Genomic DNA, 15,892 nt, shown 5'->3' with positions numbered 1-15,892 from the left:
GAATAGGAATTACATGGAAGTTGTCGCGCGTGAGGCGATACCTGAAATCACATCCGTGGTCGTCGACGGCACGGTCCATGACATAGGCCTGCTCAAGGATTTCCATCGAAATCCCGCACTGCGAAAATTCGTTCCCGAATTCTCCCGGCTGTCACTGAGTTGGGTCCGGCTGCAGCCGGATGAGGAGCTGTCTGTGCACCAGCACCCGACCAAGAGCATGATCGTCGTCGCGGAAGGAACCGGCCGGACGCTGGGCGATATCACTGCCGAGATCCGCGCCGGGGATATCGTCGTGGTGCCTTCGGGCGCACGGCACGGATTCATCGGCACCCCGCCGACCGGGTTCTGGGCGTTGTCGATCCAATTCGAAGGCGCGGGCTTGTACGAGAATCCGGACGATCCGCGGGTGTCGTTCGCGGGTGACCGCCCGGATATCGCGGCCGTGCGCGCCGAGAACGATGCGCATTTGCGGACCTTCGAGAACAATGCGCTGGTGCGACTGATCAGCGAGATCGGCGCGCACCCGCCGCAGGTGCGTGACCGCATGCTGGACCATCTGCAGGGCTGGTCGGACGCATTCCAACGGGTGATCGCTGCCCGAGTGGTCGGCGAGGGTGACGGCCCTGGGCGTGCACTCGCGGACGAACATCTCGGTGAGGAGATCGGGCACAACCGACTGTTGGCGCGCATGCGTGACAACCGCCCGGCCAGCTGGGACCCGGTGATTGCCGCAATCTCCTCCTGGTTCCTCGACCGCATGACCTCGGGATCCAGTGTGGAGCGCTCGGTCCTGTCGCATCTGGTGCTCGAAGGCAGCGGGCTGGTCTTCCACGCCGCCGGGCTGCCGTCGTTCCCGGAGAGCCGGTACTTCCAGCTGCACGACGGTGCGGACGCCGAACACATGGACATGGGCTATCGGGCCTTGGCCGAGCAGCGGGACTGGACTCCCGACGAGGTCGGCGAGATGTTGCGAAAAGGATGGCAGATGATGGAGTTGCTGGGCGAACGGATCGCCGAGTGCGCACAGCGCGCGGCTCTGGTCGGCCATGCCTGATACCCACTGCGAATTGCGCAGCCGGTTCGAGGAGCGCGAACTCCGCGTGCTCGCGGCGGTATTCGGCCGGGATAAGGCGACCCTGTCCGAGCTGATGCACCCGGACGGCTTCGGATTCGACGCCACGATGGGCCTGGTGCGGCAACGGGATCTCATCGACGCCCTCGATGCGCTCGACCATGGCGCAGGTTTCATGGTCGACGAGCTTCGGGTCGTGCCGGCCGGTGGGAACGTCGCGGCATTGACCTATCGCCTGCGGCAATGGGGCGAATTCGACGGCAAACCGCTGCCGGGAGTCGTGTACTGCAGCAGCGTGTGGCGCCTCGAACAGGGTAGTTGGCAGGCGGTGTTTCATCACGAAACGCCACGGGCGCCTGGCGATAGCGAACAGGGCGAGTCGACATGACCCGCTCCCTCGTGCGCGGTCCGGCAGGATGGGTCAGCACAGAGCAGCCCTGCGCCGACACTCGACCGTGGCGGCAGGCGGCATGCCAGCTCTATGAGACGCCGAATCTCGTGGTCCCGCTGGGAGAGATCCTGCACTGGCGGGCCGTGGTCGACACACTGGGTATCGAATCGACGGCCGACCCCACGCTGCTCACCGGCGGCTATTTCTACCGCCCGCATACGTCTGCTCCCAGCGAGTCCGAACTCGACGCCGCCCGACACAAGGGCGCCGCCGGTGGCGCCCGATGGCTGCTGTACCCGGTGGTTCGCGACGACGACGCCGGCCAGGTGCTGGCTCGGCACGACTTCGTCGACCTGCCGTGGTTCATCGAAGCGGAGTTCGTCGCCGCCGACGACATCGATCACGACCTGCGAAAACTACTGGGTGGGACACGTTTTCGGGAGCTGCGCCGATTGGTCCGACGCGCGGACGAGCAGTTCGAGTGGGACGTGGTGACCGGTGCGGCGATCGACGAGGACATCCTGGTGGCCTTCGATCGGCTGCACCGGATGAATCTGGCGAAGTACGGGCACACCCGCAATCACTTCGCCCTACCGATCCTGCGAAACCTCGCCAAATCTTCACTCGGCGAACGAATGTGCGTATTCCTGCACCGCCGCCGCGACGGTACACCTGTACAGGCCGTGCTCGCGCTTCATTATCCCGAGTCGAATACCGTGGAAGCCCTGGTCCAAGGCATCGATCATGCGGCACTGCCGGCGGCGCAGAACCTTTATGCCGCGGCGCTGTATCGGATTTATCACTGGGGTTCGGCGCACGGCGTCAACCGGTTCAACCTCGGCCGTGGTGCGCAGTTGACGAAGCTGAAGCTGGGCGCCAACCGCTTCCATGTGGTCAGCAACCACATCGGATCCGTTGCTGGAACACCGACAAGGGAATTCGACGCGGTGCGCGCGGCGGCGCAGGCCTCGATCGGTACGGCCGTCGCCATGCTGCGCGCCGCCGTCGATCGCCACGGCGTGCGCACCGTGCTGTTGGCGCAAGGAAGCGTCAGTGAGGCACGGGTATGAGTGGATTGACCACTGCGGGCCGGGTCGGCGCTGTCTGGATGGACGGGGCGCTGGTAGACCCCGCCGCGGCACATCTGCCAGTGCTGAGCTTCGGTCTGCACAATGCGGCCTGCGTCTTCGAGGGGATCCGGAGTTTCGGCGGCCGCCCCTTCGCGCTGTCGGCCCATGTGAACCGCCTGCGCACTTCGGCCGCGGCGATCGGGATCGCACTGCCCTGGGACTCGACGGAGATAGCGGACGCGATCGAAACCGCCGTCGCCGCTGCCGACTTCGCGGAGGCGTATATCCGGCCCGTGGTCTGGCGTGGGGACGAAGTGATCGGCATCGATCCGACCGGCACCACCGTGCATCTCGCCATCGCTGTGCTGGCATGGCCGAAGCAGGCGCTAGACGACGGAAAACCGCTGCGGCTCGGCCTGTCTCGATGGACCCGGCCGACCCCTACCATGGCGCCGGTGCAGGCGAAGACCTCGGCGAATTACCTTGTCGGATCACTGGCGCTGGCCGAAGCCCGGGCCGGCGGATTCGACGACGCGCTGCTGCTCGATCATACGGGCGGGATCGCCGAAACCACGGGTTCCAACATCTTTCTCGTGCGCCGAGGTGAACTGGTAACGCCGCCGGCGCACACGTTCCTCAACGGAATCACCCGGCAAACCGTGCTCCGGCTGGCCGCACGCAGCGGCATCGTGACGCGCGAGATTCGGCTGACCCCGAACGATCTTGTGATCGCCGACGAGGTGTTCGTGACCGGAACCGCGGTCGGCGTACGTTCGGTCGGCTGGTTCCGCGACACCGCCTTTCGCGCCGACGGCATCCTCACCCGGATGCTGGCGAATGCCTACATCCAACTGGTCGGTACCGAGCAGGGGGAGGAGTCGCCATGTACGGCATCGGCATAGTCGGCACCGGGATATCCGCGCTGCATCTGGCCCTGCAGCTCCAGCAGCGCGGCATCTCGACCACGCTGTATGCCGACAAGAGCCCCGAACAGATCCGGGCGGGGCGCCTGCCCAACAACGTCTGCCGGTTCGGCCGGACCAGGGCCCGCGAGCAGACGCTCGGCGTCGATCATTGGAACTTTCCCGACTTCGGCATGAATTGCGCACATGTGCGCGTACACACCGATCCGCCGATCGCCTTCTGCGGGAACCTTTCCCACCAGGCCAGTTACGTCGACTTCCGCCTCTACCTGCCACGGCTGCTGGCCGACTATCAGGAACGCGGCGGCACGATCGTGCCGGTTCCGGACCCAGAGGTGGCGGTGTCCCGTTCCGCGTCCGAACATGACTCGACGGTGGTCGCCACCGGCCACCGGAGCGTGGATTCCCTGTTTCCACGTATCGCATCCCGCTCCGCCGAGCACCCCGCTCGGCTGATTCTCGCCGGGCTGTTCCACGGTGTGGCGCATACGGATCCGCTGGGTATGCATTTCGAGATCGTTCCCGGAGCCGGCGAGATCTTCCAGACACCGGTGCACTCCGTGGCCGGCCGGGTTGCCGGTATCACCTTCGAGGCCGTCTGCGACGGCCCGTGGGCGAACCGCCTGCGCGCGCGGTACTACGACGATCCGTCGGGGTGCGCGCGGGTGGTACTAGAGCTACTGCGCGAGGTCGATTCCGAGATTCTCGAACGCCTCGATACCCGCAGGTTCGCCCTCACTCGCCCGCTGGATCTGCTGCAAGGGGCGATCACACCGACGGTCCGCAGGCCCTGGACCCGATTGGGCACCCACCGCTTCGCGATCGCGGTCGGCGATGCCGCGGTACTCAATGATCCGGTCACCGGGCAGGGAGCGAACCTCGCCGTGGCCGCGGCGTGGGAACTCGGCCGGATGATCGACGCCGACACCGCATTCGACGAGCAGTTCTGTCATCGATGGGAACAGCGGCTCTGGGACCTTGCCCGTGATGTCACCGAATGGACGGGATCGGCGCTCGGTCCACCACCGGGCCATGTCATCGATGTGCTCCGGGCGGCCGCGGACAGCCAGGACCTCGCCGATGCGTTCCTCGACAACTTCGATGACCCGCCAGCGATGTGGAGTTCGCTGGCCACGGCGCAGCAGGCGGCCGCGTTCATCCGCCGAAAGGCCCCGGGCATCACCCAGCGCGCCGCGGATCTCATGATCGTCGAGCGGGAGCGGCGCCTGCTCGAGCTGCTCGGTCACGCGGATTCCGGCGATTACCTCGCTCCGGACGCACTGCTGGTCACGGCGCAGGGATGCCACACCCTGGACACCTGGCCGGGTGACCAATCCACAGCCGACGCACCAGCCAGCGTGACCGAGGCAACGGTTTTGCCGCTGAGCGACAGTACACAGCTGATCACCTATCGGCACCGCACGCTGTACTGCTCGACGCTGTGGCATCGCGAACACGACAACTGGGCGGCAGTAGTCCACCACCGCTCTCCTGCACCCGTGGAGGCCCCATGACCGTCCGTGCGCCCGAACTGACCGCATTCTTCCGGGGGCGCATCGTCGATCCGACCCACCCGGCCTACAACGACAGGCGACGGATATGGAAGGGGCTGAGTCGCTATCCCGCCCTCATCGCCGACTGCGCCGACGCCACCGATGTCCGCTGCGTCGTCGACTTCGCCGCCGGTGCGGGCATCCCGCTCGCGGTCGTGGGCGCCGGTCACGATGTGGCGGCCCGGTCGATGCCCGACAATGCGCTCGTCGCATCCACCGGGGCCATGTCGGGCATCAGCATCGACCCGGACCGCCGCCTCGCCCGGGTCGGGGCCGGAGTGCGCTGGGGCAGTCTCGTCTCCGCCGCGGCCCGCTATGGGCTGGCCACCACCGGCGCCTCGGTCGCGACTGTCGGCGTCGCCGGATTCGCCCTGCACGGCGGTCTCGGCTGGTTGATGCGCCGCTACGGGACAGCGTGCGACAACGTCCAGGCCGTGCAGATGGTGACTGCCGACGGACGACTCCGCACCGTCGACATCGACACCGAGCCCGATCTGTTCTGGGCGGTGCGCGGAGCCGGATCGAATTTCGGCGTGGTGACCGCGCTGACGTTGCGGCTGCATCCGGTCGACCGAGTAGTGGCCGGTGTCATGCTCTACCCGGCCACGAAGGCCCGCGCCGTCCTGCGGGCCTATCGCGAGATCACCGCCCGCGCCGGTGACGAACTGGTCACCCACTTCTACTACTCCGGTAACCCGGACGGCAGCCACAGCGTCGGAATCGGGTTGTGCCACAGTGGAGCCGCGGACGCAATGGCAAACATCCTGGCGCCGCTCGCGCCGCTCGGAATTCCACAGCACGACTCTGTGCGGGAGATGGGGACCGCGGAGTTGCAGGTGGTTCATGACAGCAGCACACCCCCCGGCGCTCGCTACCACCTGCGCGGACACTATCTGTCCGAGCTGAGCGACCATGTCGTCGACGTGATCGTCGAGCAGTGCCGCACGCTCAGCGCTCCGTTTACCCAGATCTTCCTGGAACACCTGGGCGGTGCCGTGGGGCGAGTACCCGAGCGCGACACCGCATTCGGCGGACGTACCGCTCGTTATTCGTTTCTCGTCGTCAACGGCTGGGATACCGCAGAGGACGATCTCGCGCAGGTGGCGTGGACCCGGGCGTTCGGTGCCGCCGTCGCACCACACGCGGCGCCGGGCGCCTATGTCAACTACCTCGACGACGATGAGGACCATCGCATTCCTGGTGCGTACGGTGCCGCATATCCGCGATTGCGGTCGCTGAAGCGAATCTACGATCCCGCCAACATGTTCCGCTTCAATCGCAATATCCCCCCGGAGGCCGGTCAATGAGGCTCGAGCAGAAAGTCGCCATCGTTACCGGGGCGTCCCGTGGCATCGGGGCGGCCACCGCGGTGGAATTGGCCGGACGCGGTGCCACCGTCATCGTGAATTATCAGTCCGAAAAATATCGGGATGAGGCCGAAACCGTCACCGCCGCCATCGAATCCAGCGGTGGATCCGCCTACCTCGTGCAGGCCGACCTACGGGATGCCGACCAGCGCCGACAGCTGATCGACACGGCGGCTGGGCACACCGGGCGACTGGACATCCTGGTGAACAACGCGGGAGTTTATCGACGTGGGCTGACCGAGGACATCGACGCCGACCATCTCGCCGAGCATTTCGAAACCAATGTCGAGGGCGGCATCCTTACCACCGTGGCCGCGGCCGAGCAGTTGAGCGACGGCGGCCGAATCGTCTACGTCTCCTCCGGCCTGGCCCGCCGCATCGCGGCGACCAGCACCGCATACGCCGCTAGCAAGGCCGCCGTCGAAGCAGCGACCCGCTGCCAGGCCGCCGAATTCGGCCCGCGCGGTATAACCGTGAACGCCGTCGCCCCAGGCATCGTCGACACCGCGATGTTGGCCGACATCCTTACTACGCCGGAACGTGCGGCGCTGATCGCGGCGACAGCCCTCGGCCGCATCGGCCGGCCCCGTGACATCGCCAAGGTCATCGCCTTCCTCGCCTCCGACGATGCCGGATGGATCACTGGACAGGTGATCGACGTCGACGGCGGCCTGCAGTGAGCGGCGGATCCACACGACCTGCACGAAACCGGGGCACCTACCTATCCGTCGCGTGTTCCGATGGTGCGCTGCAGCAGGATGAAGGCGAGTAGTAGGACGCCGATGAAGATCTTGGTCCACCAGGAACTCAGGGTGCCTTCGAAGCTGATGATGGTCTGGATTACGCCGAGGGTCAGTACACCGAGTACCGAGCCGAGGACGAATCCGGAGCCGCCGGTGAGCAGGGTGCCGCCGATGACGACCGCGGCGATGGCGTCGAGTTCCATGCCGACGGCGTGCAGGCTCCAGCCGGACAGGGTGTAGAGCGTGAACAGGATGCCCGCGAGTGCCGAGCAGAAGCCGCTGATCGCGTATACGGCCACCTTGGTCCTGGCCACCGGCAGACCCATCATGAGCGCCGACTGTTCGTTGCCGCCGATCGCATACGCGGTGCGACCCAGCCGGGTGTAGTGCAGAACGACGAAGGCCGCCGCGATGATCACCAGCGCGACCATCATGCCGACCGTCAGGAATACGTCCCCGCCGAGTCGGAATCGCCGCTGCGCCAGATCCGTATACACCGGGTCGGTGATCGTGATCGAATCCGTGCTGATGACATAGGCCAGCCCGCGCGCGAGGAACATACCGGCCAGCGTCACGATGAACGGCTGGATCTCGAAGTAGTGGATCACCGCGCCCATACCGGCGCCGAAGAGTGTGCCCCCGACCAGCATCAGCGGCATGACCAGCAACGGCGGCCACCCGTGCACGGTCACCAGCCAGGCCGAGACCACCGTGGACAAGGCCAGCACCGCCCCGACGGACAGGTCGATGCCGCCGGTGAGAATCACGAAGGTCGTACCGACGGCGAGGACGAGCAGAAAGGCGTTGTCTATGAACAGGTTCACGAAAACCTGCGGATAGCCGAATGCCGGATAGCGGATCACGCCGACGCCGTAGATGACGGCGAACAATGCCGCCGTGGCCAGCACTGGGATGTACCGGCTGCGGTGTCCGCGAATCGTTGCCCGGCGCAATACAGGGGCCTTGGCCGCGGCCGCGGTCAGCGCGTTCATATGGTCGCTCCCGTCGGTGTCGATGGAGTGCCGACCGGTTGGCGGCGACGGCGGAAAACCTTGGCGCGAAACGCCGGTGACTGGATCAGGCACACCGCGATAACCACGACCGCCTTGGAAACCAACGTCGTCTCCGGAGGTACCCCGACGGTGTAGATGGTGGTGGTGAGCGTCTGGATGACCAGCGCGCCGAGAACGGTGCCGCCGAGTTGAAATCGCCCACCGGTCAACGCGGTACCACCGATGACGACCGCGAGAATCGCATCGAGTTCGATCCACAGACCGGCGTTATTGCCGTCGGCCGCAGAGACATTCGAACTGATCATCAGGCCCGCGATGGCCGCACAGCATGCGCAGACCGCGTATACGGCGACGATCAGACCACCGGCCCGGATGCCGACCAGACGCGCCGCCTCGGCATTGCCGCCCACCGATTCCAGCAGCAGCCCGAGCGCACTGCGCCGCAACAAAACCGCGAGGCCGGTGAACACCGCGGCCGCGACCAGGACGGGCACCGGCAGGCCGAGCAGATAGCCGCCACCGATCACCTTGTACGGCGGACTGTTGATCGTGATGATCTGGCCCGACGTAATCAGCTGTGCGACACCACGTCCGGCGACCATCAGGATCAATGTCGCCACGATCGGCTGAATCCCGAAGCGCGCCACCAACACTCCGTTCCACAGTCCGAGCACGACCGCCACGCCGAGCGCGATCAGTACGGCGACGGCGACGCCACCGGCATCGGCCTGATTCGGCATATTGCTGATGTGCAGACAGGCAAGCGCGCCCGCGATCGCCACGACCGTGCCGACCGAAAGGTCGATGCCACGGGTCGCGATGACCAGCGTCATGCCGAGCGAGATCAGCACCAATGGTGCGCCGTAGCGCAGGATATCGATCAGGCTGCCGTAGAGGTGTCCGTCCTGGATGCGGATCGAGAGGAAGCCGGGCGTGAACGCCACGTTGACGATCAGCAATGCGATGAGCGCCGCCGCGGGCCAGAACAGGTGGTTTCGAAAAAGCGTCATGAAACTGCTCCGCTCGCAATGGTTTCGGTGAGCCGATCCATGGTCAGGGTGGCATCGTTGACCAGTTCGGCGACCAGCCGCCGATCGCGCAGGATCGCCACCTTGTGACTCAGCCGCAGCACCTCCTCGAGTTCGGCGGAGATGAACAGCACCGACATGCCCTCCTCGGACAGCGAGACCACCAGCCGCTGGATCTCCGCCTTGGCGCCGATATCGATGCCGCGCGTCGGTTCGTCGAGGATCAGCAGTTTCGGCCGGGTGGCCAACCAGCGGGCCAGCAGCACCTTCTGCTGGTTGCCGCCGCTGAGGAATTTCACCGGCGTATCCGGATCGGCCGGGACGATCCGCAGCGAGGTGATGTATCCGGCGACGAGTTCGTCACGCTTGCGCGCAGACAACGGCCGGGCCCAACCGCGCGCGGCCTGGACCGCGAGCACGATATTGTCGCGCACCGACAGGTCGAGGATCAGGCCCTGAGATTTGCGATCTTCGGGGCAGAAGGCGATCCGATGGTCGATCGCGGTGCGCGGCGAGCGCAGCGCCGTCGGTGTGCCCGCAACGCGGAGATTCCCGGTGGACGCGCGGTCGGCACCGAACAGCAGTCGCGCCACCTCGGTGCGGCCGGAGCCGAGTAACCCGGCCAACCCGACCACCTCGCCATCGCGGACAGTGAGATCGAACGGCGCGACGGAATTACGGCGGCCTCCGATCCCCGTCGCCTGCAACAACGGATCGTGACGCGCGACCACCGCGGGATCCGGCTTCTCGTGCTCGATCTCGTCGAGCGTGCTCAACGCCGTGCCGAGCATGTGCGCGATGAGATCCTTCTGGGTCAGTTGTGCTACCGGATATTCGCCGACCAGGGTGCCGTTGCGCAGCACTGTGGCCCGGTCGCAGATCTCGAAGATCTGATCGAGGAAGTGGGTGACGAACCCGATTGCCACACCTTCGGCGGCGAGTCGGCGCATCACCGCGAACAGTTGCTCGACCTCACCGGTGTCCAGCGATGAGGTCGGCTCATCCAGGATGAGAACCTTCGCATCCAGGTCGACAGCTCGGGCGATGGCGATAAGCTGTTGCACCGCAAGCGAATACGAGCCGAGCGGGGCAGCCACATCGATGTTCAGATGCAGTCTGTCCAGCAGCCGGGCGGCATCGCGACGCATCGCGGCGAATCGGACAAGACCGGCGCGCCGCGGTTCCCGTCCGATGTAGATGTTCTCCGCGACCGACAGATTCGGGCACAGATTCACCTCCTGATAGACGGTGCTCACCCCGGCCCGCAGCGCCTGCTGCGGGCCGGTGAAACGCACTGGGCGACCGTCGAGTTCGATGGTTCCAGCATCGGCGTCGTGAATTCCGGTGAGCACCTTGATGAGGGTGGATTTGCCCGCACCGTTCTCACCGACCAATGCGTGTATCTCACCGGGGAGCAGCCGCAGGTCCACCTCGGACAGTGCGGTGACCCCGGCGAAACGCTTGACAATGCCCGACATCCGAAGTGCGGGTGTGACAGTCGGTTCCGACATGCACTGCTCCGGCTCAGTACGTCCGGGTGGGCAGCGCCGCGGCGGCCTGGTCCTGGGTGTAGACGCCTTCGTCGGTGACGATCCGCTTGGGCGTCGGGTGACCCGCGACGACCTCCTTGGTGATCTCCATCAGCTTCGGGCCGAGCAGTGGATTGCATTCGACGACCACATTGATCTTGCCGTCGGCCATGGCCTGGAAGGCATCTCGCGTCCCATCGATCGAGATGATCTTGATGTCCTTACCCGGCTTCAGTCCCGCTTCCTCGATGGCCTGGATCGCACCGAGGGCCATATCGTCGTTGTGCGCGTACAACACGTTGATATCCCGGTGCGCGGCCAGGAATGCCTGCATGACCTCTTTACCCTTGGCGCGAGTGAATTCCGCGGTCTGCGATGCGATGATCTTGAACTTCGGGTCGGCGCCGATGACCTCCTGGAAGCCCTTCTTCCGATCGGTCGCGGGCGCGGATCCGGTGGTCCCCTGCAACTCCGCGATATTCACGGTGTCATTCGAGTTCTTGGTCGCGTCGACGAGCCAATTCGCCGCCCTGCGACCTTCTTCGACGAAATCCGAGCCGAGGAAGGTCACATACAGCGAGGTATCGGCCGAGTCGACCGCCCGGTCGGTGAGGATCACCGGAATCTTGGCGTCCTTGGCCTCCTTCAGGACGGTGTCCCATCCTGATGCGACGACGGGGGAGAATGCGATGACATCCACGCGTTGCTGGATGAAGGTGCGGATCGCCTTGATCTGGTTTTCCTGTTTCTGTTGGGCGTCAGCGAATTTCAGCTGGATGCCGGCCGCGGCCGCGGCGTCCTGGATCGATTTCGTATTCGCGGTGCGCCAACCGCTTTCGGCGCCAACCTGGGAGAACCCGAGTACGGTCTGGTCGCTTCCCGAGCTGCCGCAGCCGACGGCCGTGGCTGCGGTGAAAACAAGTGCGCTGGCGGTGATCAGAAGCCTCTTCAACACGATCAGGCTCTCCCTCGAATTGTGAAACGCGTTGCACCGAGGTGCGGTAGTCCTGTTAGTGTTAGCGCTCACATTCTTCTAGTCAAGAGCTCTGACGGCCGTAATCTGATGGCGACGACCGGATATCGGTTGCCGAGGTCGGTGCGGTGGTTCGGGTCGTGGTGCGGCCACCGGCTGTGTGAGCGTTAACCTGGGGGAACCGGGACGACTATTCGACGCGACGCTTGGAAGGTGGGATGTGAGGGACAGGGACGGATTTGCCGCCGGGGACATCTCAACGGCGGTTCGGCCGACGGGTGCGCGCCCGGCGGTCATGACCGATGTCGCCAAACTCGCCGGAGTCTCCCACCAGACCGTGTCGCGGGTGCTCAACGGCAGCGCGAACGTGCGGCCGGAGACCCGTGAGCGGGTGCTGCGCGCCGTCGAGCAACTCGGCTACCGCCCCAACGCCATGGCCAGGGGCCTGGTCAGCAGGCGCTCGAATATGCTCGGCGTGGTCAGTTTCGACACCATTCTGTACGGCCCGGCGTGCACCCTGCTCGGCATCGAACGTGCCGCTCGCACAGCGGGTTACGGTGTCAGCATCTTCGCGCTGGAGACGGTGGACCGCTCCAGTGTGTTGGCTGCCGCGAACAGTCTGGCCGATCAGGGCGTGGACGGGATCATCGTCATCGCCCCGCAGATGGCGGCCGCCGCGGCACTGCACAATCTGCCTGAACGCCTGCTGGCCGTCGCGGTAGAGACCGGACAGGACAGCGGCTTGCCATCGGTTTCGGTGGATCAGGTCGAGGGTGCCCGGCTGGCCGTCCAGCATCTGCTCGACCTGGGACATCGCACGGTATGGCAGGTCGCCGGTCCCAGTGACTGGCTGGAGGCGCGCGACCGCATCGAGGGCTGGCGAAGCACGCTGGAGGCCGCAGGTGCGCCGATTCCTCCGGTGATCGGCGGGGATTGGAGCGCCCGCTCCGGCTACGAAGCGGGACTGCTGCTCGCCGCACAGCCCGATGTGACCGCGGTCTTCGCGGCCAATGACCAGATGGCGCTGGGCCTGCTGCGCGCCTTCACCGAACGCGGCATCCGGGTACCCGCCGACATCTCGGTGGTCGGTTTCGACGATATTCCGGAAGCCGCCTACCTATCGCCGCCGCTGACGACCATCCGACAGGACTTCGACGAGGTGGGCCGCCGCAGCATGCAGATGTTGTTGCGCCTGTTGGAATTCGACGGCACCGCCGCCGAACCGGCATCGCCGTCGGTGGTGCCGACGCTGGTCACGCGCGACAGCACGGCGGCACCGGCCCAGCGGTGAGTGCTCAGGCCGCCGCGCGCTTCTTGTTGTAGACGTCGAACGCCACCGCGGCCAGCAGCACCAGGCCCTTGATGACCAGCTGCCAGTCGCTGCCGACGCCGAGCATCGACATGCCGTTGTTCATCACGCCCATCACCAGCGCTCCGACAATGGCGCCGACGACCGTACCGATACCGCCGCTGGCCGACGCGCCGCCGACGAACGCCGCGGCGATAGCGTCGAGCTCGAAGTTCTGTCCCGCCTTCGGAGTTGCCGCACCGAGCCTGGCCGCGAAGATGACGCCCGCCAGAGCCGCGAGCACGCCCATGTTCACGAAAACCCAGAACGTATTGGCCTTGGTGTTCACCCCGGAAAGTTGTGCGGCCTTCTCATTGCCGCCGACGGCGTAGATCCGGCGCCCGATCACCGAGCGGTTCATGACGAACGAATACAGCACGATCAACACGATCAAAATGACGCCGATGATCGGAATCCCGTTATAGGACGCCAATACGAAGCTGAATGCCAGGATGACCGCGCCGAGCGACGCCAACTTCGCGATGAACAGCGAGCGCGGTCCGGCAGGCAGGCCATAGGAGTAACGGCGCTGCCGCACCCGCCATTGCGACCACACCAGGGCTGCTACCGCGAGCACGCCGATGAGCAATGTCAAACCGTTCAGCTCGCCGACGCGCAGCCGGATGGCGATTCCGTTGAACCCGGCGAATTGAACGGCATGCAGCGGCAACCAATTCGGGAGGTAGCCGGCCGCGATATTCACGAAGCCCTGCGGGAACGGACCGATCGACTGGCCCTTCAGCACCAGTTGCGCCAGACCACGGAACAGCAGCATGCCGCCCAGGGTGACGATGAATGCCGGAATTTTGACGTAGGCGATCCAATATCCTTGCCACGCACCGATGGCCGCGCCCATCGCCACGGCCGCCAGCACGACCAGCGGCCACGGCCAGTGCCACTGCACGATGGCGATACCGGTCACCGCACCGACCAGCGCGCACAGTGATCCGACCGATAGGTCGATGTGCCCGTTGATGATCACCAGCATCATCCCGATGGCGAGCACCAGGATGTAGCCGTTCTGCAGGATGACATTCGTGACATTGAGCGGTGTCAAGAGGCTGACGCCGTCGGAAAGCTTTGCCGTGGTGAGGATTTGGAACAGCAGTGTGATCACCACGAGCGCCACGATCATGCCGTACTGGCGCACATTACCGCGCAGGGTGCGACGCAGGGCCGCGAGCGCACCGACCTGTTTCCGCTCGACGGCCTTCGCGATTACCTCGGCGGAGTCGTCGTCCTCGAGCTTGTCCAGCAACGTCATTCGGTTACCGCCTCGGCCGTGGCGGTTCCGCGTGTCATCAGTTTCATGACAGCCTCCTGTGTGGCTTCGTGTTTCGGGAGTTCCCCAGTAATGCGGCCCTGGCTCATCGCGTAGACGCGGTCACACAAGCCGAGTAGTTCCGGCAGTTCCGAGGAGATGATCAGCACGCCTTTTCCGGCTGCGGCGAGCTGCTGAACGATCAGATAGATCTCGTATTTGGCGCCGACGTCGATACCGCGGGTCGGCTCGTCGAGGATCAGCAGATCGGGTTCGGTGAAGATCCATTTGCCGAGCACGACCTTCTGCTGGTTCCCGCCGGAGAGATTGCCCACCTTCTGGAATACCGTCGGCGTCTTCACTGTCAGCCGGGTGCGCAGGCGCTCGGCTTCGACGATCTCGCGATGGGTATCGATGACGGTGTGCCGGGAGACCGCGGGAAGATTGGCGAGGGTCATATTGCGCCGGATGTCCTCATCGAGGATCAGTCCGTATTGCTTACGGTCCTCCGAGACATAGGCGATCCCCGCGCCGATAGCGTCATGCACCGACGAAACTTTCAGTACCGCACCGTCTTTGCGAATCGTGCCGCGAATATTGCGACCATACGACCGGCCGAAAACACTCATCGCCAACTCGGTGCGCCCGGCACCCATCAACCCGGCGATACCGACGATCTCACCGCGCCGCACATTCAGCGCCGCATCCCGCACGATCCGGCGATCGGCAATGGTCGGGTGGTCGACATTCCAATCGGCGATCTCGAAGAACACCTCGCCGATCTGCGGATCCTCCCGCGGCGGGAACCGATGGTCGAGATCGCGACCGACCATACCTTTGATGATGCGATCCTCGGTAACCTCCGCGGCCGCCGCATCCAGGGTCTCGATGGTCCGGCCGTCGCGCAGCACGGTGATCGAATCGGCAACTGCCAAAACCTCATTGAGCTTGTGCGAGATCAGGATCGAGGTGATGCCCTGTGCACGCAGTTGCCGCAGCAGCGCGAGCAGGCTCGCACTGTCGGTCTCGTTGAGTGCCGCGGTCGGTTCGTCGAGGATGAGCAATCGCACCTGTTTGGACAGCGCCTTGGCGATTTCCACGAGTTGCTGTTTACCGACGCCCAGAGCGGCGACCAGGGTTTCGGGATCCTCGACGAGACCGACCTGCCGCATGAGCAGCATCGCCTGCCTGTTGGTCTCGTGCCAGTCGACGGTCCAGCTGCGCAGCCGTTCATTGCCGAGAAAGATGTTCTCCGCGATCGAAAGCTGCGGCACCAGCGCCAATTCCTGGTGGATGATCGCGATACCCGCCGCCTCGCTGCCGCGAATATCCTTGAACGCCACATCGGTACCGTCCATGCGGATCTGTCCGCTGTAGGAGCCGTGCGGATAGACGCCGCTGACCACCTTCATGAGCGTGGATTTGCCCGCGCCGTTCTCGCCGACCAGCGCGTGGATCTCGCCGTCGGCCACCGCGAAATCCACCGCGTCCAACGCCTTCACACCCGGGAATTCCATGGTGATTCCGCGCATTTCGAGAATGTGCTTTGTCATGGGCAGTGTCCTTTTCTGCATGCCCGAGGGGCCCTCCGTGGTTACGCAGGCCGCCGCCTCCGGGCCCT

At 65.2% G+C, this 15,892-nt stretch carries 14 protein-coding genes; 8 read left to right on the top strand and 6 right to left on the bottom strand.

Annotated features, from left to right (window positions below; all coding sequences use genetic code 11):
* The first annotated feature begins 13 nt into the window (after positions 1-13).
* Genes ACIBJI_RS25625 through ACIBJI_RS25595 form a run of 7 tightly spaced genes read left to right on the top strand, consistent with a single transcriptional unit; the run spans position 14 to position 7,056 of the window.
* Positions 14-1,054 carry a cupin domain-containing protein gene (locus ACIBJI_RS25625; RefSeq protein ID WP_364345535.1) on the top strand — a complete coding sequence of 347 codons (1,041 nt, stop codon included), beginning with the start codon at positions 14-16 and terminating at the stop codon, positions 1,052-1,054.
* Positions 1,047-1,460 carry a DUF4440 domain-containing protein gene (locus ACIBJI_RS25620; RefSeq protein WP_397086231.1) on the top strand — a complete coding sequence of 138 codons (414 nt, stop codon included), beginning with the start codon at positions 1,047-1,049 and terminating at the stop codon, positions 1,458-1,460. Before ACIBJI_RS25625 ends, ACIBJI_RS25620 begins: the two co-directional genes overlap by 8 nt.
* Positions 1,457-2,533, top strand: a complete 1,077-nt coding sequence (locus ACIBJI_RS25615; protein ID WP_364345531.1) for a GNAT family N-acetyltransferase — start codon at positions 1,457-1,459, stop codon at positions 2,531-2,533. Before ACIBJI_RS25620 ends, ACIBJI_RS25615 begins: the two co-directional genes overlap by 4 nt.
* Positions 2,530-3,435, top strand: a complete 906-nt coding sequence (locus ACIBJI_RS25610) for an aminotransferase class IV (protein WP_364345529.1) — start codon at positions 2,530-2,532, stop codon at positions 3,433-3,435. Before ACIBJI_RS25615 ends, ACIBJI_RS25610 begins: the two co-directional genes overlap by 4 nt.
* Entirely contained in the window at positions 3,417-4,970 is a 1,554-nt protein-coding gene (locus ACIBJI_RS25605; RefSeq protein ID WP_364345527.1) for a styrene monooxygenase/indole monooxygenase family protein, read from the top strand. Before ACIBJI_RS25610 ends, ACIBJI_RS25605 begins: the two co-directional genes overlap by 19 nt.
* Complete coding sequence (locus ACIBJI_RS25600; protein ID WP_364345524.1) at positions 4,967-6,316, top strand: FAD-binding oxidoreductase; 1,350 nt, start codon at positions 4,967-4,969, stop codon at positions 6,314-6,316. Before ACIBJI_RS25605 ends, ACIBJI_RS25600 begins: the two co-directional genes overlap by 4 nt.
* Positions 6,313-7,056: an SDR family oxidoreductase gene (locus ACIBJI_RS25595; RefSeq protein WP_364345522.1), complete on the top strand. Its 744-nt coding sequence runs from the start codon at positions 6,313-6,315 to the stop codon at positions 7,054-7,056. The genes ACIBJI_RS25600 and ACIBJI_RS25595 overlap by 4 nt, the downstream gene beginning before the upstream one ends.
* Positions 7,057-7,097: 41 nt before the next feature.
* On the opposite strand, the gene yjfF is transcribed toward ACIBJI_RS25595, so the two are convergent.
* From yjfF to ACIBJI_RS25575, 4 genes are read right to left on the bottom strand one after another with little or no spacing between them, the layout of a single operon-like run.
* Complete coding sequence (gene yjfF, locus ACIBJI_RS25590; RefSeq protein ID WP_364345520.1) at positions 7,098-8,111, bottom strand: galactofuranose ABC transporter, permease protein YjfF; 1,014 nt, start codon at positions 8,109-8,111, stop codon at positions 7,098-7,100.
* Positions 8,108-9,142: an ABC transporter permease gene (locus tag ACIBJI_RS25585; protein WP_364345518.1), complete on the bottom strand. Its 1,035-nt coding sequence runs from the start codon at positions 9,140-9,142 to the stop codon at positions 8,108-8,110. The genes yjfF and ACIBJI_RS25585 overlap by 4 nt, the downstream gene beginning before the upstream one ends.
* The gene (locus ACIBJI_RS25580) at positions 9,139-10,671 is read right to left on the bottom strand and encodes a sugar ABC transporter ATP-binding protein (protein ID WP_364345516.1); all 1,533 of its coding nucleotides are present in this window, start codon (positions 10,669-10,671) and stop codon (positions 9,139-9,141) included. Before ACIBJI_RS25580 ends, ACIBJI_RS25585 begins: the two co-directional genes overlap by 4 nt.
* A 13-nt stretch (positions 10,672-10,684) precedes the next feature.
* Positions 10,685-11,644 carry an ABC transporter substrate-binding protein gene (locus ACIBJI_RS25575; RefSeq protein WP_364345514.1) on the bottom strand — a complete coding sequence of 320 codons (960 nt, stop codon included), beginning with the start codon at positions 11,642-11,644 and terminating at the stop codon, positions 10,685-10,687.
* Between the two features lie 238 nt (positions 11,645-11,882).
* Between ACIBJI_RS25575 and ACIBJI_RS25570 the strand changes: the two genes are divergently transcribed.
* Entirely contained in the window at positions 11,883-12,953 is a 1,071-nt protein-coding gene (locus ACIBJI_RS25570) for a LacI family DNA-binding transcriptional regulator (RefSeq protein WP_364345512.1), read from the top strand.
* A 4-nt stretch (positions 12,954-12,957) separates the two neighbouring features.
* Here ACIBJI_RS25570 and mmsB read toward each other — a convergent pair whose 3' ends face one another.
* Both mmsB and mmsA read right to left on the bottom strand, forming a co-directional pair.
* The gene (mmsB, locus tag ACIBJI_RS25565) at positions 12,958-14,274 is read right to left on the bottom strand and encodes a multiple monosaccharide ABC transporter permease (RefSeq protein ID WP_364345510.1); all 1,317 of its coding nucleotides are present in this window, start codon (positions 14,272-14,274) and stop codon (positions 12,958-12,960) included.
* The gene (mmsA, locus tag ACIBJI_RS25560; RefSeq protein WP_364345508.1) at positions 14,271-15,824 is read right to left on the bottom strand and encodes a multiple monosaccharide ABC transporter ATP-binding protein; all 1,554 of its coding nucleotides are present in this window, start codon (positions 15,822-15,824) and stop codon (positions 14,271-14,273) included. The genes mmsB and mmsA overlap by 4 nt, the downstream gene beginning before the upstream one ends.
* Between the last annotated feature and the right edge of the window lie 68 nt (positions 15,825-15,892).

This window comes from Nocardia sp. NPDC050408 (assembly GCF_044458905.1).
Lineage (GTDB): Bacteria > Actinomycetota > Actinomycetes > Mycobacteriales > Mycobacteriaceae > Nocardia.
The sequence above is the reverse complement of the archived record's forward strand: the minus strand, read 5'-3'. Positions and strand labels throughout refer to the sequence as shown.

Bases quoted from the DNA above. Each gene is read 5' to 3' on its own strand.
- ACIBJI_RS25600 (WP_364345524.1), top strand. From the start codon at position 4,967: ATGACCGTCCGTGCGCCCGAACTGACCGCATTCTTCCGGGGGCGCATC.
- ACIBJI_RS25605 (WP_364345527.1), top strand. From the start codon at position 3,417: ATGTACGGCATCGGCATAGTCGGCACCGGGATATCCGCGCTGCATCTG.
- yjfF (WP_364345520.1), bottom strand. From the start codon at position 8,111: ATGAACGCGCTGACCGCGGCCGCGGCCAAGGCCCCTGTATTGCGCCGG.
- ACIBJI_RS25580 (WP_364345516.1), bottom strand. From the start codon at position 10,671: ATGTCGGAACCGACTGTCACACCCGCACTTCGGATGTCGGGCATTGTC.
- ACIBJI_RS25585 (WP_364345518.1), bottom strand. From the start codon at position 9,142: ATGACGCTTTTTCGAAACCACCTGTTCTGGCCCGCGGCGGCGCTCATC.
- ACIBJI_RS25595 (WP_364345522.1), top strand. From the start codon at position 6,313: ATGAGGCTCGAGCAGAAAGTCGCCATCGTTACCGGGGCGTCCCGTGGC.
- mmsB (WP_364345510.1), bottom strand. From the start codon at position 14,274: ATGACGTTGCTGGACAAGCTCGAGGACGACGACTCCGCCGAGGTAATC.
- mmsA (WP_364345508.1), bottom strand. From the start codon at position 15,824: ATGACAAAGCACATTCTCGAAATGCGCGGAATCACCATGGAATTCCCG.
- ACIBJI_RS25620 (WP_397086231.1), top strand. From the start codon at position 1,047: ATGCCTGATACCCACTGCGAATTGCGCAGCCGGTTCGAGGAGCGCGAA.
- ACIBJI_RS25610 (WP_364345529.1), top strand. From the start codon at position 2,530: ATGAGTGGATTGACCACTGCGGGCCGGGTCGGCGCTGTCTGGATGGAC.
- ACIBJI_RS25625 (WP_364345535.1), top strand. From the start codon at position 14: ATGGAAGTTGTCGCGCGTGAGGCGATACCTGAAATCACATCCGTGGTC.
- ACIBJI_RS25615 (WP_364345531.1), top strand. From the start codon at position 1,457: ATGACCCGCTCCCTCGTGCGCGGTCCGGCAGGATGGGTCAGCACAGAG.